This window comes from uncultured Roseibium sp., from assembly GCF_947494555.1.
Taxonomy (GTDB): domain Bacteria; phylum Pseudomonadota; class Alphaproteobacteria; order Rhizobiales; family Stappiaceae; genus Roseibium.
On record NZ_CANLVF010000002.1, the window covers coordinates 303,093 to 323,980 of the forward strand.

General features: G+C 56.8%; 18 protein-coding genes. 10 read left to right on the forward strand and 8 right to left on the reverse strand.

Features of this window, described 5'->3' with window-relative positions:
• From nirJ to Q0915_RS10015, 5 genes are read left to right on the forward strand one after another with little or no spacing between them, the layout of a single operon-like run.
• A complete protein-coding gene (nirJ, locus tag Q0915_RS09995; protein WP_299470908.1) occupies nt 1-1,221 on the forward strand; it encodes a heme d1 biosynthesis radical SAM protein NirJ in 1,221 nt (406 codons plus the stop codon).
• Nucleotides 1,196-2,728 (forward strand): nitrite reductase, encoded by a 1,533-nt coding sequence (locus Q0915_RS10000; RefSeq protein ID WP_299470910.1) that lies wholly within the window; start codon nt 1,196-1,198, stop codon nt 2,726-2,728. The genes nirJ and Q0915_RS10000 overlap by 26 nt, the downstream gene beginning before the upstream one ends.
• Entirely contained in the window at nt 2,685-3,635 is a 951-nt protein-coding gene (locus Q0915_RS10005) for a CbiX/SirB N-terminal domain-containing protein (protein ID WP_299470912.1), read from the forward strand. Before Q0915_RS10000 ends, Q0915_RS10005 begins: the two co-directional genes overlap by 44 nt.
• Nucleotides 3,632-3,880: a hypothetical protein gene (locus tag Q0915_RS10010; RefSeq protein WP_299470914.1), complete on the forward strand. Its 249-nt coding sequence runs from the start codon at nt 3,632-3,634 to the stop codon at nt 3,878-3,880. The genes Q0915_RS10005 and Q0915_RS10010 overlap by 4 nt, the downstream gene beginning before the upstream one ends.
• A gap of 54 nt (nt 3,881-3,934) precedes the next feature.
• On the forward strand, nt 3,935-4,333 hold the full coding sequence (locus Q0915_RS10015; RefSeq protein WP_299470916.1) for a hypothetical protein: 399 nt from the start codon (nt 3,935-3,937) through the stop codon (nt 4,331-4,333).
• A 66-nt stretch (nt 4,334-4,399) separates the two neighbouring features.
• Here the strand turns inward: Q0915_RS10015 and Q0915_RS10020 are convergent, their stop codons facing one another.
• The 8 genes from Q0915_RS10020 to Q0915_RS10055 form a co-directional block, all read right to left on the reverse strand.
• A complete protein-coding gene (locus tag Q0915_RS10020) occupies nt 4,400-5,410 on the reverse strand; it encodes an FAD:protein FMN transferase (protein ID WP_299470918.1) in 1,011 nt (336 codons plus the stop codon).
• The gene (locus tag Q0915_RS10025; RefSeq protein WP_299470920.1) at nt 5,407-5,955 is read right to left on the reverse strand and encodes a nitrous oxide reductase accessory protein NosL; all 549 of its coding nucleotides are present in this window, start codon (nt 5,953-5,955) and stop codon (nt 5,407-5,409) included. Before Q0915_RS10025 ends, Q0915_RS10020 begins: the two co-directional genes overlap by 4 nt.
• Entirely contained in the window at nt 5,952-6,782 is an 831-nt protein-coding gene (locus Q0915_RS10030) for an ABC transporter permease subunit (protein ID WP_299470922.1), read from the reverse strand. Before Q0915_RS10030 ends, Q0915_RS10025 begins: the two co-directional genes overlap by 4 nt.
• A 3-nt stretch (nt 6,783-6,785) precedes the next feature.
• Nucleotides 6,786-7,691 carry an ABC transporter ATP-binding protein gene (locus Q0915_RS10035; protein WP_299470924.1) on the reverse strand — a complete coding sequence of 302 codons (906 nt, stop codon included), beginning with the start codon at nt 7,689-7,691 and terminating at the stop codon, nt 6,786-6,788.
• Entirely contained in the window at nt 7,688-8,971 is a 1,284-nt protein-coding gene (locus Q0915_RS10040) for a nitrous oxide reductase family maturation protein NosD (protein WP_299470926.1), read from the reverse strand. Before Q0915_RS10040 ends, Q0915_RS10035 begins: the two co-directional genes overlap by 4 nt.
• A gap of 3 nt (nt 8,972-8,974) precedes the next feature.
• A complete protein-coding gene (gene nosZ / locus Q0915_RS10045; RefSeq protein ID WP_299470928.1) occupies nt 8,975-10,885 on the reverse strand; it encodes a TAT-dependent nitrous-oxide reductase in 1,911 nt (636 codons plus the stop codon).
• A 29-nt stretch (nt 10,886-10,914) separates the two neighbouring features.
• Nucleotides 10,915-13,158 carry a NosR/NirI family protein gene (locus Q0915_RS10050; protein ID WP_299470931.1) on the reverse strand — a complete coding sequence of 748 codons (2,244 nt, stop codon included), beginning with the start codon at nt 13,156-13,158 and terminating at the stop codon, nt 10,915-10,917.
• A 106-nt stretch (nt 13,159-13,264) separates the two neighbouring features.
• On the reverse strand, nt 13,265-14,515 hold the full coding sequence (locus tag Q0915_RS10055; protein ID WP_299470933.1) for an NnrS family protein: 1,251 nt from the start codon (nt 14,513-14,515) through the stop codon (nt 13,265-13,267).
• Nucleotides 14,516-15,520: 1,005 nt separating this feature from the next.
• Here Q0915_RS10055 and Q0915_RS10060 point away from each other — a divergent pair.
• The 5 genes from Q0915_RS10060 to Q0915_RS10080 are packed head-to-tail and all read left to right on the forward strand — an operon-like array spanning nt 15,521 to nt 20,888.
• Nucleotides 15,521-16,231, forward strand: coding sequence for an FCD domain-containing protein (locus Q0915_RS10060; protein ID WP_299470935.1), 711 nt, complete (start codon nt 15,521-15,523; stop codon nt 16,229-16,231).
• Entirely contained in the window at nt 16,224-17,249 is a 1,026-nt protein-coding gene (locus Q0915_RS10065) for an ABC transporter ATP-binding protein (RefSeq protein ID WP_299470937.1), read from the forward strand. Before Q0915_RS10060 ends, Q0915_RS10065 begins: the two co-directional genes overlap by 8 nt.
• Complete coding sequence (locus tag Q0915_RS10070; protein WP_299470939.1) at nt 17,246-18,382, forward strand: dipeptide ABC transporter ATP-binding protein; 1,137 nt, start codon at nt 17,246-17,248, stop codon at nt 18,380-18,382. Before Q0915_RS10065 ends, Q0915_RS10070 begins: the two co-directional genes overlap by 4 nt.
• A complete protein-coding gene (locus tag Q0915_RS10075) occupies nt 18,375-19,880 on the forward strand; it encodes an ABC transporter substrate-binding protein (protein ID WP_299470941.1) in 1,506 nt (501 codons plus the stop codon). Before Q0915_RS10070 ends, Q0915_RS10075 begins: the two co-directional genes overlap by 8 nt.
• A 60-nt stretch (nt 19,881-19,940) precedes the next feature.
• A complete protein-coding gene (locus Q0915_RS10080) occupies nt 19,941-20,888 on the forward strand; it encodes an ABC transporter permease (protein ID WP_299470943.1) in 948 nt (315 codons plus the stop codon).

The window sequence follows — 20,888 nt, forward strand, 5'->3', positions numbered from 1 at the left end:
ATGTTTCGTCTGACGGAATACATGAAACAGATCATCAATCCGACAGCTCCCAGAACACGCAGGCACAGCAGCGCGGTAAAACCCGTCGTGATCTGGAACCTGACGCGCCGATGTAACCTCAGGTGCCGGCATTGCTATACGGTCTCCGCGGATGTGGATTTTCCAGGTGAACTAACCCACGCGCAGGCTATGGAAACACTGGAAGATCTTGGTGAATTCGGGGTCCCGGCACTCATCCTGTCCGGCGGTGAACCATTGGACCGGCGCGATCTCTTCGACATTGCCACACGCGCCCGCGATCTCGTGCGCATGCTCGCACTCTCGACCAACGGCACAAAACTTTATGGTGAAAGGGCAGACAAAGTCGCTGAAATCGGCTTCGACTATGTCGGCATCTCTATCGACGGGATCGGTGCGACCAACGACTGGTTCCGGGGTGTTGAAGGAGCTTACAAGCAGGCCCTGCGCGGTGTCAGAGAATGCAAGGCACGAGGAATCAAAGTCGGGCTCCGGTTCACCCTGACAGAGGCAAATCACAAACATTTGCCGGATCTTCTCAGACTGTGTGATGCCGAGGGCGTCGACAAGTTTTACCTCTCGCACCTCGTTTACGCAGGACGCGGCGACAAGAACCGCGGTGAGGACGCGGAACACAAACGCTCCCGTTGGGCGATGGATTTGCTTCTCGAACGAGCCTGGAACGGCGTAAGCGGCGGGCGCGAACTTGATATCGTAACCGGCAACAACGATGCCGATGCGGTCTATTTCCTGAACTGGGTGCGCCGGAGGTTCGGCGATACCACAGCGGAACACGTCCGCGAGCACCTTGTTGCCTGGGGCGGAAATTCATCGGGTCTTGGTGTTGCCAACATCGACACGCTCGGCAATGTGCACCCGGATACCTATTGGTCGGATTACACGGTCGGCAGTGTGAAGACCGACGCTTTTTCCAAACTCTGGATGAGCGACGATCCGATCCTGGCACAGCTCCGAACGCGTCCGAGACCTCTCAAGGGCCGGTGTGGCGCCTGTGGGCTACAGGACGTTTGCGGAGGGAATACTCGTATCCGCGCGCTGCAGCTGACCGGCGATCCCTGGGCAGAAGACCCGGCCTGCTATCTCGATAACAATGAAATCGGGCTCTCCGATGACAGCTATGAGCGTCTGACCGTGACCCCTTTCAGAGGAAAACGCCATGACCCGGCTCATCGTTTCGCTTAGCGCCCTCCTCGTGGCTGTCTCGGCACCTTTGGCGGACCCAATGCGAGACTACGCGGATAACTGCCAGGAATGCCACGGCGTCAACCGACTGGGCGGGATCGGGCCGGCCCTTATCCCGCAAACGCTCGGCCGTATGCGTGGACCCAACCTGATTTCAGTTATCCGCGAAGTTCGCGAAGCGACGCAAATGCCGGCCTTCGGCGAACAGATGAGCGAAGACCAGATTGACGCCCTTTCCGCTTTCCTGAACGAGCCGCTCGCTGACGTCCCTCCCTGGGGTGCTGAAGAAATCATGGCAAGCCGGGAACTCAATGAGGACTACAAACCGGTAGACGAGCCCGTCTGGTCATCCGATCCAATGAATATCACCCTCGCAGTCGAGACCGGTGACCACCACGTCAGCGTACTCGACGGTGATACCTTCGAGACACTCGACCGGTTCCCGACGCCCTTTGCAGTCCATGGCGGACCGAAATTCAGTCCGAATGGACGATTTGTTTTCATCATGTCACGCGATGGCTGGGTACAAAAATACGATCTCTATTCGTTGCAGGAAGTGGGTCGCATCCGCGCAGGCCTCAACAGCCGTAACATTGCGATGAGCCACGACGGCAATTGGATCGCTGTGGCCAACTATCTTCCGAACACGCTTACGATCCTTTCGACCGAAGACCTCAGCGTTTCGCAGGTCAAGCAAATCAAGGGCAAAGACGGAACCCCAAGCCGGATATCAGCGGTCTATCAGGCCCCACCGCGCAAAAGTTTCGTTCTGGCGCTCAAGGATGTTCCGGAGATCTGGGAAGTCTTCTACGGCGAAAACCCGCCGCACTACGGCTTCGCCCATGACTGGCGCATAGAAGGCCCGGCGCCTCACACCAACCCGTTTCCCGTAAGAAAAATCACAACGCCGGACTATCTGGACGATTTTTTCTTTGATCAGAGTTACGAGTACATCATGGGCGCGTCACGCAGTGGCGATGGTGGGCAGGTCATCGATCTGGTCATTGGTCAAAAGACAGCGGATCTTGATTTGCCCGGAATGCCGCATCTCGGCTCCGGGATCACCTGGAAACACCGTGACACGACGGTAATGGCAACCCCGCACCTCAAGGACGGTGTGGTGTCCGTAATCGACATGAAAACCTGGAAGACGGTCAAACGGATCGAAACACTCGGACCGGGCTTTTTCATGCGCAGTCACGAAAACTCGCCCTATGTCTGGGTCGATGTCTTCTTCGGACCGAACAAGGACGTCATGCATATCATCGACAAGGAAAGCCTGGAGATCGTCAAAACGCTCCGGCCCGAAGAAGGTGCGACTGTCGCGCATGTCGAGTTCACGCGTGACGGTCGGCACGCCCTCGTATCCATCTGGGAGGAAGATGGTGCGGTGATCGTCTACGACGCGAATACACTGGAAGAAATACGGCGTCTGCCGATGCGGAAACCTTCAGGAAAATACAATGTCTGGAACAAGATCACATTCTCTGAAGGCACCAGTCACTGAAGCCCTGATCGTCTCGCACGGTCAGCCCTCCAGCCCCGCAGCCGGAGAGTGGCAATTGCAGCAACTCGCTTCAAAAGTCAGCTTGCTTCTGCCAGGTTGGAAGATACGGTCTGCAACGCTTGCGGCCCCGGGAAACCTTGAACGGGAACTTGGTTCCTGCGAAGCAGAGCCCTTTGTCTATCCTGTATTCATGGCCGACGGCTGGTTCACAAAACAGGCACTGCCGGACCGGATTGGCGCGGTTAGGGTTCACCAACTCAAACCGCTTGGCCTTCACCCGGGACTTCCGCATCGAACGCTGAAGATGCTCAGGCGGGAAGCAGAGCAGCGAGGCTGGTCGCTGAATTCCTGCAATATCATGATCGCGGCGCACGGCTCGGAGACGGGCTCAGCTGCATCAGACTGCGCCTACTACTTCGCGAAGCGTTTGCGCGGCCTGATGCCTTTCAAGAAAAAGATCCATACGGGTTTCCTGGCTCAGGAGCCATCTCTGTCCCTGGTCGCACAAGTAAGCACACCCAGAACGCTTTTGTTGCCGTTTCTGGCGGGAACAGGATCCCATCTGACGGAAGACATTCCGAATGCCCTCGCCGAGGGCGGGTTCAAGGGCGTTCTCCTACCCGCCATTGGCGAAGCCGACTTTGTTGCGGAACTGATTGCCCACAGTCTGACGACCGCCCGCCTCGGGAGGGAAAATTTCGACCCGCTCAATCTGCAACATACCGCGTCAGGTGGTTCTTCCGATGCAGTTGATGTTCCACCGGCCTTCACGAAAATTTTTTGCGGTGAAACCTCAGGGCAATGCGAGTGCTCTCAACGACCCATATTCTCCGGTTTCGGCTTTGCCGCATCGCTTCTGGAAAAATTGCAAAAGCGCGTCTCGGGAAAAATGAGACAAGCTGCATGACAGACATAGAGAACAACTGGTCCATACGAAAACTCGCTTTGCTGCTCTACCCATTCACTGCGGCGGCGGTCGCGATCAATCTGTTTCTGCTTGGTCTGATTGGAATAGCGCTCGGGTTGCCTGCGATTTCGCCGGTTACGGCCATCTGGTTCAGCATTCCTCTCGGAGTTCCCGCCGCTTGGTGGGCTGCCAGATGGGTGCGTGGATTGATGGATGAGGCTGACGGCAAATCGCATTCGGACTGACACTCGATCTACCCGAAGGATTGAAGGCCATCCTGCAATAGCAAGGAGCTGATAATGACAGCCAAAGAGGCTAAACGCTCGGTATCAGCACCCGTTGCCCTGTTCGCGATCGTCTTTGGCCTCATGACGATCCTGTCTGGTGGACTTGTTCTTTTTGGCGGCAATGAGGTCAAGGAAGCGGCCGGAAACGTTGTTCATTTTGTGCTTTGGTTCAACTTCCTGGCTGGTTTCTCATACGTTGCTGCAGGATACGGACTCCTACGAAAACTCCAATGGGCGTATTGGCTATCGATTGCAATCTTTTCATGCACTGCAATGGTGATGGCGGGTTTCGTTATGCACATCGCGATGGGCGGCGCGTACGAATTCAGAACTGTCGTGGCGATGATGTTTAGAACGATCGCATGGGCCTTGATTGTGCAGGTCGCACGCAGCCGCGGGAAGCGAGGATAGACCTCGTCGAAGCTGATATTCTCAAAGAGGTAACCGACCTGGAATGCCGGCCTGTTTTCCCTAGTGCTATGCTGCCAACCAGGCCGTGGACCTGTCTTCCCGCACGACAAACGCGCGTGCGGTCTGAAGACAGCTCAACGCTTGCTGCAGTTGAGTTTCGCTGCAGACGAGAGCAGCCGTGGAGAGCCCGTCCGCCAATGCTGCGCTTGGGGCAACAACGCTCGCTCCCACCAGGCCGGTTTCGACGGGGCGTCCGGTTCTAGGATCCAGAATGTGTGAACGCGATCCGCCTTGATCGAATGTCGTTCCCAGACGCGCCGAGCTTGCAACCGCAGCGTTGGAAAGATGTATTTCTGCTTGCGCGTCGGTCAATGAAGGATCGGGGCGAAGTGTGACCGGCCACCCCTTTTCATCCGAACTGGTCTCCCTGGAAGCACTCCCTCTGGCGGCCAATTCGCCGATTTCCACGACCATATCGGCACAGTGCTCCTGTTCCAAAAGCGTCGTTATACGGTCAGTGATGAAACCCTGTGCGATGCCGTTAAGCGTCATTGCCATCCCGGATTTCCGGAATCGAATTTCGTCGGGCTGGATCTGAACACCGTTGAACCCAACACAAGCAAACACCGCCTCGAAGTTGCCAGTGTGATTGCCGGTAGCGTGCCGCGCATAGTAGCTCCACAGCGGTTGAACTGTTGGATCGAAGGCACCTTCCGTCACGCTGTGCAGCCTCTGCGACAGGCTGAGAAGTTCCAGCATTTCGAAGGATGGGGCGAACAATTGCCCTTTGCTGTTCAATCGGCTCAATTCGCTATTCGCTTGATAGAGACTGAAAATGCCCTCCAGTCGCCTGATTTCTCTTTCGATCGCGGTAAACAGACCTTGCACTCTGCTGGCGTCGTCGTGCACCACATTTATTTGCGCTTTCGCACCAAGTGCGACCCCGCGCCATGTGTGAAGCGTAGGTTCGGCACTCGCCTTTTGCAGCGGAAATACCGCACCGGCAGCTGCAACCGCGCTGATCGTGATGAAGCGGCGTCGGCTAAGCCGTAGAGGTGCGGAAACAGTATGGTTCATTGCACGACCTCGTCTGCTGCGTCTTGCTTCAACTGGGGGGTTGACGAGAGCTCAACCGGTGCAAGAACGTATTCAGTCGGGATATCATGGAGGCGAAGGACTCGCCCGCCCTGAGCTGCTGCGAATTTCTTTGCGCCTTCTTCAGTTCCGAACGGTATCGTCTCGGGCGCGCCCATCCCCCCTGCCTGTTTGCTCTCAACGACAAACCATGCCGCCTCCGCATCAATCCAGTTGTCAAAACCCGGCTCCTTCCAATTGGCCGCAACGTCCATGTCGTTCACATAGATTGCAGCTATGTCTTTCGGCTCTTCCGGCGAATGCATGAAGGCGATCGCGTCCCTGACCTGGGTGAACCAGAAAGGAAAGGGATTGCCGGAAAGATGGATCTGCGCTTTCGGACCTTCGTGTTCCAGGACGGTCATCTGGCAATAGTGTCCGGCAGCTTCAGCTGTCAGCGTGATGGCGGCCGGCTTGGCGAGTTCCGGGGCCTCCTGGCAGCCGGCAAGGAGACCAAGAGCAAGAAGAAGAATGAAACGTCGTTTCATGGCGTAATCCTTCGGATCAGAATGGCCGACGCGGTCAACACGATCGCTGCGAACGCAAGCAGGGATATGAACGCCAGAGTCGGATCGAACGGCAGTGTCTCTGAGACACCCGACATGCCACCCACGAGATCGCTCGCGCCGAGCGCTGCAAGGTTGAACAGACGGAAGGCGTCTGCCGGGTTGAGCAAAATCGCGTAAGGGAACACGTGCGAGGCGAAAAAACCGCTCGGATTGGCAACAAGAGCGCCAAGAAGCGCCAGATCATAGAGCACAACAAAAAGCAGCCATGCGGCAATTGCAGCGGCTGCAGCCGTTCCCAATTGACGCGTGAGCGAGCTGAGAACGTAGCCGATTGCGAGGAAACAGATGCCGAGTAATACAGACGTTGCGACAAGCCTTGCGAAGTCAGCCAGACCCGAGAGGGACCCAGTTCCCATTGTCAGCAACACCGCCGCCGTCAGGCCGTAGCCTGCCACCAGCGCAATCGTCAGCACGAGCGTGTGGCCAATGGTTTTGCCAAGCAAAAATTCGGTTCGTGAAATCGGGCAAGAGAAGGTCATCAGCAACGTGCCGCGCTCGATTTCGCCGCAAACCGCGTCAAACGCGAGCAACAGCGCGATCAGTGGGACGAGATAAACGGAAAGGCTTGCAAGCGAAGCGACCGTTATCGTCAACCTATCGACGCCGAGTGTTCCCGCAGGTGCGGAACCGAGCAGTGCCAAAGCGAGTGAAAAAAAAGCGAGGATCAGCGTCGCCAAAAGGATCCAGCGGTTCCGGATACCGATGCGCAACTCCTGTTGCGCGATTGTCAGAATGCGCGAGACCATATTTCAAGCCTCCTTTTGGACGGTGTTTGAGAAATGCCGGTAGACATCGTCCAGGCTGGGCGGGTGGACATCGACATCTTCGACAAGATTACCAAGAGCACTGATGGCCGAGAGCTTCCGAACCTTGTCGTCCGTCCCGCAGTCGAGTTCGACCGAGCGCCCGTTCATCCTGCCGGCACCGAGTTGAGCGGCCACTTCCTGCGCCGCGCCCGGCTTCGTCCAGACTTTCAAACGGATCGGCAGACCGGCTTGAGCCCGCAACTTGCCGAGTTCGTCATCGGCGACGAGTTGCCCTTTTGACAGGATCAGGATCCTGTCGGTTCTGGCCTCCAACTCAGTCAATGCATGGGATGAGAGCAAAACCGTTGCGCCCTTCTGCGCGATTTCGCCAATCAGCTGATAGACATTCTGGCGAGAAATCGGATCGAGACCCGTCGTTGGTTCGTCAAGAAGAACCAGCTTCGGGTTGCCGATCAGTGCCTGCGCCAGCCCGAGGCGTTGGCGCATGCCCTTCGAATATGTTCCAACGCGCCGTTTGCTTGCATCCGCGAGCCCTACCTGTTCCAGGAGTTCCAGGGAACGGGCAGAAGGCTCGCCCTTGAGGCGCGCATAGAAACGAATGACCTCCTCACCGGTAAGGGCACTCGAAAAGGCGACTGATTCTGGCAGATATGCGGTGCCCTGACGGGCGGGATTGCTTCCGGGTGCACATCCCAGTACCGAAACGTCTCCACTGTCACGCCGCAGGAATCCGAGGACCATTTTGAACAGGGTTGTCTTTCCGGCGCCATTGTGTCCAAGCAGCGCGACGCGCTCGCCGGGCTTCAACTCAAACGACACCCGGTCGACAGCGATGTTGCCCTTGAAGCGCTTTGTGAGCGATTGAACGGAAAGCGTTGAATTTGTCATCCCTGAACTCCCGCGTTTGGTTCACGGCGTGTGGGTGGCTGCATGAGCGGTGCGTTGTCGACAATCCCTCCGGGCAGGAGGGCTGGAAACTGGGCTTGCGTCCAGCGCAGCAACTGGACAGCAGGACTGCCGACCAGAAGCTTGGCGGAGGGCTGGGTCCACAGCACCTGATCGACCAAGTCGTTCGGGCGATAGGCGGTATCGGCCAGACCGTCGCCATTCATGTCGAAGGCAGCGTGATCACTCCAATAATTTCCGCGCCCGTCCGTACTCCAGTCGAGCATCCGGCTGCCGACATATTTCACCTGTGTCCTGTTGCGGATGAATGCATTGCCCTGGAATGTGTTCTTGGCGGACCCGGCTGTGAAATGAATGCCTATCGGGCAGCCTTCGAAACGGTTGTCTTTCACGCTGTTTTTGTTGGCGTTGTACATGAACAGGCATTTTTCGCCGCCGCCGGACACATGGTTGCCGCTAATTTTCGCGCGGTTCGCATAGTTCAACATGAGGCCGTGCTTCAGGTCACCGATCGAAACATTGTTGCGTATCGTCAGACGATCCGAAAACATCAGCGCATAGCCGATGTCGTTGCCGATCGAGACGTTGTTTTCCACCACACCGCTGTTGCCATGCATGTAATGCACCGCGAAGCGCAGGCTTTCGAAGTGGTTGTTCCGGAACGTGTCCTTGTGGCTGGTGTTGACGAAGATCCCGTCGCGGCCATAACGGATCGTGTTGTATTCCGCCAACAGGTCCGGCGCGTTCCAGACATAGATACCGTTACCGCGTTCGTTTCTGCGCAGGTCGCGTCGGCCTTCAATCAGGTTGTTCGAGACCGTGGCATTACGCGCACCGTGGACATCGACACCTGTCAGATTGCTGAGGATCTTGTTGTTACGGACAATCGCCCGGTGGGCTTTCTTGGTCAGTTTTACGCCGGCATCAAGGGTTTCGTGGGAAAGGCCTGAGCCGGTCAGGATCAGACCGTCCACCGTGACATCGGGCACGGTCACAGTAATCACACTCCCGTTTCCACTGCCGATGATCCGCGCTTTGCCACCGCCATCGAGTGTTATGGGTTTGTCCAGCGTTACCGGACCTTGATGATCCCCTGGTGCAAGCCGGAGAAAGTCCCCGGCTTGTGCTTGTTCAATCATGTCCTGCAACGCACCCTGCCCTGCCGGAACGGACCACTCCTCCCCACCAGCCGGTCCGCAAACCAATACGGTGGTGATGAGCAGGCCCACCGTTTCCACCAGATTGCGCAGAGTGCGACGCATTGGTCAGGTTCCTCTTGGCTCGACAAACATCCGCCCACGCATTTCCATGTGGAGCGCGTGACAGAACCATTGGCAATAGAACCAGTGGACACCAGGGCGTTCTGCAATGAACGTTACTGACGCGGTCGCCTGCGGCCCGACTTCCATCGCGACACCGTAGTTCGCAAGACAGAAGCCATGCGTCAGGTCATCGATGTCGTCGATATTGGTGACATAGACCGTCACCTCATCGCCCTGTTTCACGGTGAATTTCTCAAGGCTGAATGTCGGGGCGACAGAGTGCATGTAGACCCGAACCTTGTTGCCGTCACGGATCACGTCGGCACCATATTCAAGGTCGACCCCGTCTGCCTCGGCCTGCTTGATGGCATCTTCGAAGCTCGGATCTGAGCGATCCCAGACAATCGCCGGATTCACTTTCGAACGATGAACGATGATGCTGTCATGAGGCTCGGCAAAGGTCGGGCCGTCATGAACCACCGTCATCTCATCGCCCGAAATATCAATAAGCTGCTCATTCTCCGGTTTCAGCGGACCGACATTCAGGAACCGGTCCTTGGAAAACTTGTTCATCGAAATCAGCCACTTGCCGTCCGCCTCCGCGGTTTCGCCCATGGAGGTGGAATTGTGGCCTGGCTGGTAGTGCACATCGACTTTGGAGATGATCGGATCGACGGCCTCGCCAGCATAGGACCGAACGGCCTTGTCCATGTTCCACTTCACGACCTGGCTGTCGAGGAACAGTGTGGTGAAACAATTGCCCTTGCCATCGAAAGCGGTGTGAAGTGGGCCAAGGCCGAGCTCCGGTTCGCCGACAATCGCCGAGCGTGGATCGGCGTTGTCGTCAAAGAGCGCATCCACTTTCGTGACATCGATGATCGAAACCGTCGGGGACAGTTTGCCGTTGATAACGATATGTTTCTTGTCCGGTGCGGCATTACAGCCGTGAGGACTGTTCGGGATCGGGATGTACCGCGTGAACTGAGAGTTCGCCTCCTTCCGGCCGTCGACAACCGGAACACCTTTCATTTCGGTGTAGTTGCCGGCAGCGACAGCCTCTTCAATTGCCTTGATGTTGAAGACAACGCAGTGGTCCAGCTCGTTTTCGGTCATTTCGGCAAGGTTGGTGCCCATTTCCGAGTTGTAGCTGGTGGAAAAGGCGTATTTTCCCTGGTAGTCGGCATCGGTGTTGTCGAGGTTGCCCGAGACAATCACCTGCCAGGCAACCTTCATCTCGTCGCCGTCAATGGCGGTGAAGATGCAGGCATACTGGTCCGGATCATCCAGGATCTTGCCGTCGTTGACGAGCGGGGCTTCATGCTCGCCGTTGGCGAAAATGTAGCCTGTGCGGGGATATTTCTGTGGCCGCATGCCATGGATGTCATGTGCGTTCGGGATCTCGATGATCTTGTCGCATTTCATCGTGGTGCAGTTGATGCGGGCAACTCGCACGTTCGCCTTGTCGTTTGCAAAGATATACCGGCCGTCATATGTGCCGTCTGTAAAGGACATATGCGGATGGTGCAGGTCACCGTTGTCGTAGGTGACCTTGCCCTGCGCAGCGAGGAAGGCCTTTGTTTCCGGTAGCAGCCCTTCGGTCAGAACCTTCAGCGATTCATTCGTCTGCCCCCAACCCGTAGCCGAGCACCGGTTGACGACCGGTATCCTCATGAGTTCACGCATGGAGGGAACACCCAGAATGCGGACTTCACCCGTCTGTCCCGACGACCAAAAGCCGTAGTATTCGTCGAGTTCACCTGGCGCCATCTCGAATTTCTGATGGCCGTCCTGTGCAAAAGCCGAGTTGGCTCCGCCTACGGCAACAGCGCCCATACCGGCAACGACGGCTGTTTTTGCCGTCCCTCCCAAAAGGTCCCGGCGGGACACACCCATTTGGTTTTCTTTCTCCTTCATGGCTGATCTCCTTGTTTGCCCATTGAAGGTTAGGCAACCGGCTCAGGCGCTGCCGTCTTGGCGGTCGCCTCCGGTTTTCCAAGCCCGGTCTGCTTTTCAAAGCGGCGCCTTTTCGCGAGCTTCTTGATGCAAACGGGACATTTCTGATCGTGCTGGTAGAGAACCTGGCAGTGCAGGCAATTCAGGCACTCGTTGGGATTGATGTTGCCTTCCGGATGGATGGCCTGGACCATGCATTCCTTGGCGTAGCGGTGACACGGATTGCCGCAGTCCCGGTAACGTTTCAGCCAGTCGAACATTCTGAGCCTTGCCGGAATGGCCAGCGCCGCCCCGAGGGGGCACAGATACCGGCAGTAGAATCGCTCGATGAAGAGGCCTGCGACCAACAGGGATACTGCGAAAAGCACAATCGGCCACGCACGCTGGAACTTCAGGATGATCGCCGTCTTGAACGGTTCGACTTCCGCGTAGTGTTCGGCAACGTCCAGGGAATAGAGAGACAGGCCGAATAGCCCCAGAAAAATCATGTATTTGAGCGGCCACAGGCGCTCATGCAGCCCCCAGGGCACTTCAAATTGCGGAATACGGGCAAGTTTTGCCAAACGGTTCGTCAGTTCCTGCAAGGCACCGAAGGGACAGAGCCAGCCGCAATAAGCCCCCCTTCCCCAGAAAAGCAGCGCGGCGGCAACCGAGAACCACAGAAGGAAAACCAGCGGATCCATCAGGAAGGCATCCCAGCTGAATTCGCTCGTGAGTGACGAGAAAAACGCCATCACATTGACGACGGAGAGCTGTGCGTTTTCGATCCACCCGAGCCAGACCAGCGTGAAGGTCAGAAATGCGATCCGGAACCAGAACGTGAAGCGTTCATTGTGGGTCACTTGCATCTGGAAAAAGAAGACCAGCGTCAGAATGACGATGGCGGTTGCCAGAACAACAATGTCAATCTGGCGGTCATTCCAGATCCGCGTCCACAAAGCCCGTACTGCTTCGTCATCGGAGACAGCTGAACCGGCACCGCCCACTTCAAAGCCGGTTGCAGTTGCGTTCACGGCGGTAGGTATCGTCTTCAGATAGTCATCAGGCAACTCATAGCCGAGATCAAAGGTCAGGAAGACTTTGTCAATCGGTCCAACGGCCCGTTGCACAAGGAGCTGCAGGCGGAAGTCCTTTGCAGGGTCAAACCCGATATCTGCCGGGATGACGAAAAGATCCATTTCGACGAACGAGGGTGCGCCGTCGGCGACGATCTCACCGAGGCGTTTGTGCTGCTTGTCGAAGAACCGTGCGGAGACATCGTGCTGGATCATCTGGATCCGGTCGAAGATGCCACCGCGAACATATCCTGATCCCTTGAACGAATAGCGGCCGCGCCCCATCACAAGAAGGGCATGCTCACCTTCCTTCAAGCGTTTCTCGAGATTGGCGTACTCGGCTTCACCCAGTAAAGAGCGGCCAATCGTCGGCACGTCCGCGAGCGCTACATAAAGATCAATGAATGTGTCCGTGTCCGCACCGGCTTCGGGGCGCGCAATTGCGCGCTCATCACCCTGACGGGCAAAGGCATCGTTGACCTGTGCAACGTCCAATGACATGCGGCGCACCGAGCCGTTGCCGAGCAAGGTCATCCAGTCGAGAACTTCCTGGCGGCCAAAGTCGATTTCCCTTTTCGGCCCCAGTTCGGCGACTTCGAGCGCCAATCCGCCCAGACCAAGCGCACGGGCAACCTTGAGGCCGGAGCGCACGATGGAATCATCGATCACCATGATCGTCACCGTCGCACCGGAAATGATATCGAGTTCGTGCGCGGAACCACCGCTCTCTGCTTCGGCTTTCAGGTCAAGACCGGCATATCCTTCCGTCACGGCTCGGACCTTGGACTCCGGTATGCCGATCAGCACAATCGGTTCTGAATGCTTGACCAGCCGGACACCGGTAACGACGGCGTTCTCATCGACACCGACCAGTGTGTGGATCGGTTTGCCAGAATATCCCGTGGTGGACACAAAATCCGAGGTCAGGAACACCCAGCCAACGGTGTCATTGCCTTTGAGAGCGGGTACGACAGGAACATCTTTCCGTGGAACTCCGAAACTGTCGGCACCCGGGACCAGTTCGGCTGGCTGAACCTTGTCAAGAAATCGCGTGACTTCAGCACCGGCAGCGATGGCGACCGGGCTGACCGCAATGGAAAACATCAGACTGGCGGTCAGGCAGAGAAGACCGAAAATATGAAAGAGAGGACGCACCTCGAGCGCTTCAGCAAGTGTCATTCGCGACGTTGGAGCGATAATCCGTCTTCGTTTCGGGAAGTGTCTTGACGATAGTCAAGCAGAGGAAAATTTGACCACCAAACTCATGTTTGGTTGAGGGACAGGGTCACTGCTGCAGCTCTTCCCGGGGCCGCGATGGCCTTGGGCGTGTCAGGATTGGAAAGTAGATCCAGACAAAGAGCGCAAAGGCTCCGGTCCACATCAATCCGGAAATCAGCATCACGGCAAAATAATCGAAAGCAAGATTTCCAAAGCTTCGGATCAGGGCCGCTACGATCACCATCAGATAGGCAAGCACGATCGGCCGCTTCACGATCAAAGGCCGTCCGCTGTGGCCTAGCGAAGCCCGGGTCATCATGGCCAGTGTCATGCTTCCGATAGCACCTATTGCAAGCAGATGCAGCGCCGCGGTTTCACTCATGTAGTCCAGGATCAGTGTACTCCCGTAGACAAGATAACCGGCTGCCAGCAACAGAAAGGCGAGATGCAGGATCCAGAGGATCGGACTGTTGCGGACGGCCCATCCATTCCACGCGGACAGTCGCAAGATATTGGTTGCTCCGGCTGCAATTGCGATACAGCCAAGCAAAAACTGCGGCACGAACGGAAACGCTGCCAGCGTTGCCAGGAGGGCCGAAAGAACACCTAGCCTATCCAGCCAGGCGTTTGATCGCGGCAAGGCTCCTGCGTACCCGTCCCTGTTGAGCGCATTCCGCGTAAATGCCGGAACGACCCGTGCGCCGACAATTGATATCATCGCAGCGCTTGCGAATACGCCAACGCGGACACCCGCCTCCGCCGTTCCGCCGCTCCAGCCGATCCAGCCGATCCAGTCCAGGTGCATCATCAGGTTGCCGAGGAACAGAGTGCTGAGCAGAAACAGGAAAATCATGTTTCTGACCTGTGATTTCCGGGCCAGGCGCCCGAGAATTGCCATCGACAGAACGGGAATGAAGGCTAAATCGACGACCGCAACTGCAATCGGATCAAAGGCGCTCGAAAACCAGACACCGAGCCTTCCCAGCAGCCAAATGAAGCCACTAACCGCCACGAATTTAGCGCCAGCCTCTTCGGTACCGGTCCAATTCGGTACCGCAGTGATGAAAAACCCTGCCATCACTGCCATCGTGTATCCGTAGACCATTTCATGTGCGTGCCAGAGATGCGGCGCCATCGACATGGGAAGTGATACAAAAGCGGCCCCGGCTGCATGCACAGCAAGCCAAGCTGTCCAGGCCAGCATGGCAAACACAGAAAACAGACCAGCACAAAGGAAGTAGAAGCGAAAACCGCTGGTCAGGACAATCGGGCAACCGCCTATTCTGCTGACGTTTTTCCGTTGAAGGGTTGCAGCCATAAAATCACTTTCTGTCGGTCTTGTTCCGGGGCCAAGGCCATGCCCTGCCCCAAAGCCCTCCCAACCGCCATTCATGGTCACCGGATCTGGCATCCAATGTCTTGACCATGGTCAAGTGCGACTGCCGTTCAACGCGAACTTCATTTGGCGAATTCTCCACTATCCGCTTCTCTGCGCAAGGTTCCGTGCGCGCGTTAGTGGCGAGCCGTCTGATCAATCGGGAATCGACCAAACTCCGCGATCCGCGGACCGCCCAAACGATGCAAATCGAGTGCGCGAAAGCAAGCAACGGCACGTGATCAGAAGGTTCACCTGTCTTTCAGAAATGCCGGGTTAGCAAGGTGCGCACTTGCGACACCCTGGCCCCAAACAGGCTGGCCAGGTGGAGACGAAGGAAGTTCTTCGGAACTGCCATGAAGTTACTCTCGCCTGAGGCCAGAACAAAGCGACCAGTACGACATATTTTCAACCACAAATGATCTTATGTCACAGCGGGAGGCGATCTGCATGGCTCACTGGAAAACCGGTGTGGGTAGACAGGAACCGAGAACGCCTGAGTAGGTCCTTTCGCATAAGACAAGACGCGATTGCTGTGTAGTCACATTAGTCGTCGTAGACGTTTGACCGTGCCTGTGTGTGTCTCTGCTTAGAAGCGAAGCCTTGATTTGTAGCTTGTGCGTTATTTTTCCGATACTTGCGATCAAAAGATAACCTGATATAGCAACAGCTCCTGACCGCATATTCAGCACGAAACTGCGACGCGGTTTGCCGCGAATACAGATGACCTGCAATCACAAACATTCAGCATCGCACTTGTCGGCAATGTTTTCAATGCGGCTCGTCCTAGCCTCCGCAGCATTGCGGTGCGTCATCAGAGCGCCCACGGACGCGTTATGACACAAAGATTGCCCTCTTTTGAAAAAATGCATTCGAAGCTGTTGCCAAGCGACAAAAAAGGGACAAATAATGTGACCAATTGAAATTGGTTCCATCAAGAGACTTCGTATGACAGAAGATCGTCCAACCCGGCGAAACTCCAGTCTGGCGCTCGAACGCCTTCGAATTCTCGTTGATCAGCTTGCAATGGACGGGGTACGGCAGCTTCCGACAGAGAGGGACCTTTCCGAACAAATTGGTGTCGGTCGCCGTGCTGTACGCAGGGCGCTGGAAGTGCTTGAAACCGAGGGTTTCATCTGGCGGCGGCAGGGTGCCGGTACCTTTATCGGGTCAAAACCGCGCGACGGCGAACAGCAGCTCAGCAAACTGCCTGAAATGAGCAACATGCTCGAGGTGATGGAAGTGCGCTTGCGCCTGGAGCCAGCCCTGGCGCAACTGGCCGCCATTCGGGCGACGCCGAAAGACATTGAGCAGATGCGCCATGTAGCTGACAAAGTCGGCGAAGCCGATGACATGGACGGGCGTGAATTGTGGGATGGCGCCCTTCACCGGGCCATCGCGAAGGCCGCAGGCAATACATTGTTCCTTGCGCTTTTCGACGTCGTCGACCGTATGCGGCAGAACGAAAACTGGCGCCACGTGCGCGAAGCACTGCGCACACGCGAGACGGTTTCACAATACAAGGCCCAGCATTCTGACATCGTTGATGCGATCGAGCGCCATGATCCCGTATCCGCCGAACGCTTGATGCGCCAGCATCTGCTCGCTCTTCAGGAACGCCTGCTTTTCCAGACCTCGGAACACGCCGGCAATGAGTGAGCGCCCGGTAAATCAGGTGCGTTCATCAAGTGACGCCCCTCTTCTAACAGTCGAGGACCTCTCGATCCGCTTCAAAGGCGCTCCGGCCAATACGGTCGACGGCGTGTCTTTCAGTGTCAACCGCGGCGAGACGCTGTGCATTGTCGGCGAAAGCGGTTGCGGCAAATCCATATCTGCGCTGGCATTGATGGGGCTTTTGCCCATGCCTCCGGCGGAAATCGCGGCTTCGCATATTTCCTTTGATGAAAGGGATTTGTTGTCGCTTCCGCCCAAAACCCGCGCGGACCTGCGCGGTGATCGCATGGCGATGATCTTTCAGGAACCGATGACGTCCCTCAACCCGGCCTTTCGCATCGGGGACCAGATTGCCGAAGGTGTGCTGCGCCACAAAGCCGTCAGCCAAGCAGACGCCCGCCAACGTGCGCTCGTCATGCTGGACCGGGTGAAAATCCCTGCTGCCGCCGAACGTCTTGACGACTATCCGCACCAGCTTTCAGGCGGCATGCGCCAGCGGGTGATGATTGCAATGGCGCTTGCCAATGATCCGGATCTCCTCATCGCGGACGAGCCGACGACCGCGCTCGATGTGACTATCCAGGCCCAAATCCTCGACCTCATGAGAACGCTTCAGGAGGAAACGGGAACCGCACTGATCATGATCACGCATGACTTGGGTGTCGTTGCAGAAGTCGCTGATCAGGTTGCCGTCATGTATGCCGGGAAGATTGTCGAACAAGGGCCTGTTCAGGCCATCTTCGACGATCCGCAACACCCCTACACCATCGGCCTGATGAGCTCCCTGCCCTCGCTCGGACAAAGGCAAAGCCGCTTGACCACGATTTCCGGAATGGTTCCGACAATCGACACGATGCCAACGGGCTGCCGTTTTGCACCTCGCTGTCCGTTTGCCGCAGAAGCCTGCGCGGTTGAGGTGCCGGTGCTGACTTCCATGTCGCAAACGCATCTTGCCGCCTGTCATCTCGCTCCACTCGAAAACCACCTGGTGGAAACGGTATGAAGCACTTTGCGCAGGACACAATACTTGAGGCGCGCAATGTTGGCCGCAATTTCACGCGCGGTGGCGGTCTCTTCCAGCAAAAGACAATCGTGAGAGCTGTCGACGGTGTCGACATGGCGGTCAGACGCGGTGAAACCCTTGCCATTGTTGGGGAAAGTGGCTGCGGGAAATCGACACTCGCCAGAACCCTGGTCCGGCTGTTGGAACCAACCAATGGCGAAGTTCTTTATGAAGGCAACGACATTGCCCACCTTCCTGCACGCGACATGCGCAAGTTGCGCAAGGATCTGCAATTCGTCTTCCAGGATCCGTTCTCGTCGCTCAATCCGAGGATGACCGTTGGAGCCATCGTCGAAGAGCCCCTGACCGTTCACACCAACGGCAGCAAAGCTGAACGGCAGAAGAAGGTGGTCACTTTGCTGCAGCGGGTTGGGCTTCGCGCGAGCATGGCGGACAGATACCCGCACGAATTTTCAGGTGGCCAGCGGCAGCGCATCGGCATTGCCCGTGCCCTTGCAAGCGATCCGAAGGTGATTGTTGCCGACGAGCCCGTCTCCGCACTCGATGTGTCCGTGCAGGCCCAGGTGATCAATCTGCTTGAAGACCTGAAAACCGAATTCAATCTTACGCTGATCCTGATCGCACACGATCTCGCCGTCATCCGTCATATGAGCGACCGCGTTGCAGTCATGTATCTCGGCGAAGTCGTTGAGATTGGCGATACGGAAACTGTCTACGGTGCTCCCCGGCACCCTTACACCCAGGCGCTGATGCGCTCGATCCCGGTACCGGCGCCCGGTATGCGATCAATGAAAGCGGATCTGCCGGGCGATATCCCTTCGCCGTTGAACCCTCCTTCCGGATGCCGTTTCCACACACGTTGCCGGCACGCAGACGAACGCTGCGGGACCCAGCGTCCCGTACTTGAAGCTGCCAATGGAACACGCGAGGTCGCCTGCCACCGCTGGCAGAAAATTGCAGGAACCCAGACGAGACAAAAACAAGAGCCGTCCCGAAGTGCGGCCACTGAAAAACGCTTTTCCCTTTACCGGGACTGGAGCGAAAAAAAGTCGAAAAACACCGCCTCCTCACCCGGTACCACTCCCACCCAGAGGAAAGACAAAAATGCGTAAATCTCTCCTAGCCGCACTGTTTCTCGGTGCTACATCGATGATCACCCCTGCCATGGCGGCCGACCTTCGCATCGGCCTTCAGGAGGACCCGGACGTCCTCGACCCGGATCAATCGCGGACCTTTGTCGGCCGTATCGTCTATGCATCCCTTTGCGACAAGCTTGTCGACATTACGCCGGACCTGGAAATTATTCCGCAGCTCGCCACGGGCTGGTCCTGGTCCGACGACGGCCTGACACTCACAATGGATCTTCGCGACGATGTCACGTTTCATGACGGCACAGCGTTCGATGCCGAAGCCGTCAAAGCCAATATCGACCGTTCCCAGAACCTGCCCGAAAGCCGGCGCAAGAGTGAAGTCAAAAACATTCAATCCGTCGAGGTCACCGGCCCTCATCAGGTGCAGTTCAAGCTTAAGGGCCCAGATGCAACACTTTTGGCACAGTTTGCAGACCGTTCCGGAATGATGCTGTCCCCGACCGCCGCCGCAGCAGCCGGTGTCGATTTGGGCGCGAAACCTATCTGTTCCGGTCCGTTCAAGTTTGTCGAGAGGATCGCCCAAGACAGGATCGTGCTGGAGAAGTTTGCCGACTATTGGAACGCGGGCGCCATCAATTTCGACAAAGTCACTTTCCTTCCCATTCCCGACACGACCGTCCGGCTGGCAAACCTGCGTTCCGGCGATCTTGATATGCTGGAGCGCCTGGCGGCTACGGATGCTGCGTCCGTGAAAGGCGATGGATCGCTTCAGTATGAAGAAGCCGTCAGTCTCGGCTATCAGGGCATTACCATAAATGTCGGCAACGGGGATCGCGCCAACAATCCGATCGGCCAGGATGCCAAGATCCGGGAAGCCTTCAGCCTGTCTCTTGACCGCGACGCCATCAATCAGGTCGTCTTTGAAGGCGCGTTCGCACCCGGCAACCAGCCCTATCCGCCAACAAGCCCCTGGTACGACAAGGACCACCCGGTGCCGGCAAGAGACGTTGAGAAAGCCAAGGCGCTCTTGAAAGAGGCTGGTTTCGACAGTCTTGATGTTGAGGTTCAGGTCGCCAACAACCCGGTACAGACCCAACTCATGCAGGTCGTTCAGTCCATGGCGGGTGAAGCCGGCTTCAATGTCGAATTGAAGTCGATGGAATTTGCCAGCCTCCTGTCGGACCAGTCTGCCGGGAACTACCAGGCAAGCCAGATCGGCTGGTCAGGACGCGTCGATCCGGATGGGAACATCCACCAGTTCGTGACCTGCGAGGGCGGCATCAACGACAGCAAGTACTGCAATCCGGAAATTGACGCCCTTCTGGATGAGGCGCGCACGTCCACAGATCTTGAGATCCGCAAAGAGAAGTACGACGCAGCCCGCGACATCCTGAACGCGGATATGCCGCTCATCTATCTCTACCACGTCACGTGGATCTGGGCCCTCTCGGACAAGCTTGAAGGCTTCAAGCCTTATCCGGACGGCATGATCCGCCTGGAAAACGTGAAGTTCAAGTAAATCCAGAACATTGCGGAACCCGGCACCTTCGCCGGGTTCCGGTCACCGGCGGACCCCAAGATGCTGTCTTTCATCGCAAGACGACTGGTAATAGCCATTCCGACCATATTCCTGGTCTCGGTATTCGTCTTTTTCCTGCAAAAACTTCTGCCGGGTGACCCGGCGCTGGTTTTGGCTGGTGAAGAACGCGATCCGGAGACGCTGGCGTTTATCCGGGAAAAATATCACCTCAACGAACCGATCCTGCTGCAATACTTTTATTGGGTCAGTGGCATGCTGCGGGGGGACTTCGGCATATCGCTGCGAACCAATCAGCCCGTCCTTGAACTCATTGGCGAAAAATTGCCGGTTACGATCCAGCTCGCGGTCATGGCCATGATGATTGCGATGATCATCGGCATACCTGCCGGCATCCTATCCGCAGTCAAGAAAGGCACCGCCGTCGACTACGCTGCTAATTTCGTTGCGCTTTCCGGTCTGTCGATACCGAATTTCTGGCTTGGGATCATGTTGATCATGTTGGTCTCGGTCCATCTCGGCTGGTTGCCGGCGTCCGGCTATGAGTCTCCTTTCGTCGATCCGATCCGATCCCTTGAAACAATGATCATGCCCGCCTTCGTACTCGGCACCGCCCTGGCGGCCACACTGATGCGCCATACACGTTCGGCAATGCTTGGCGTGCTGCGGGCGGATTATGTCCGAACGGCAAGAGCGAAAGGGTTGCGGGAAAAAGTGGTTGTCCTCAAACACGCCTTCCGCAATGCCCTGTTGCCTATTGTCACATTGAGTGCCCTTTTGTTCGGCGAGCTGCTCGCCGGAGCCGTGTTGACCGAACAGATCTTCACGATCCCCGGTTTCGGCAAGCTGATCGTCGATGCGGTGTTCACGCGCGACTACGCTGTTGTTCAGGGCGTGGTCATGTGTACGGCTGTCGGTTTCATTCTCATGAACCTTGTCGCCGATGCCCTGTATTTCCTCCTCAATCCACGCATGAGGACTGCGCTGTGA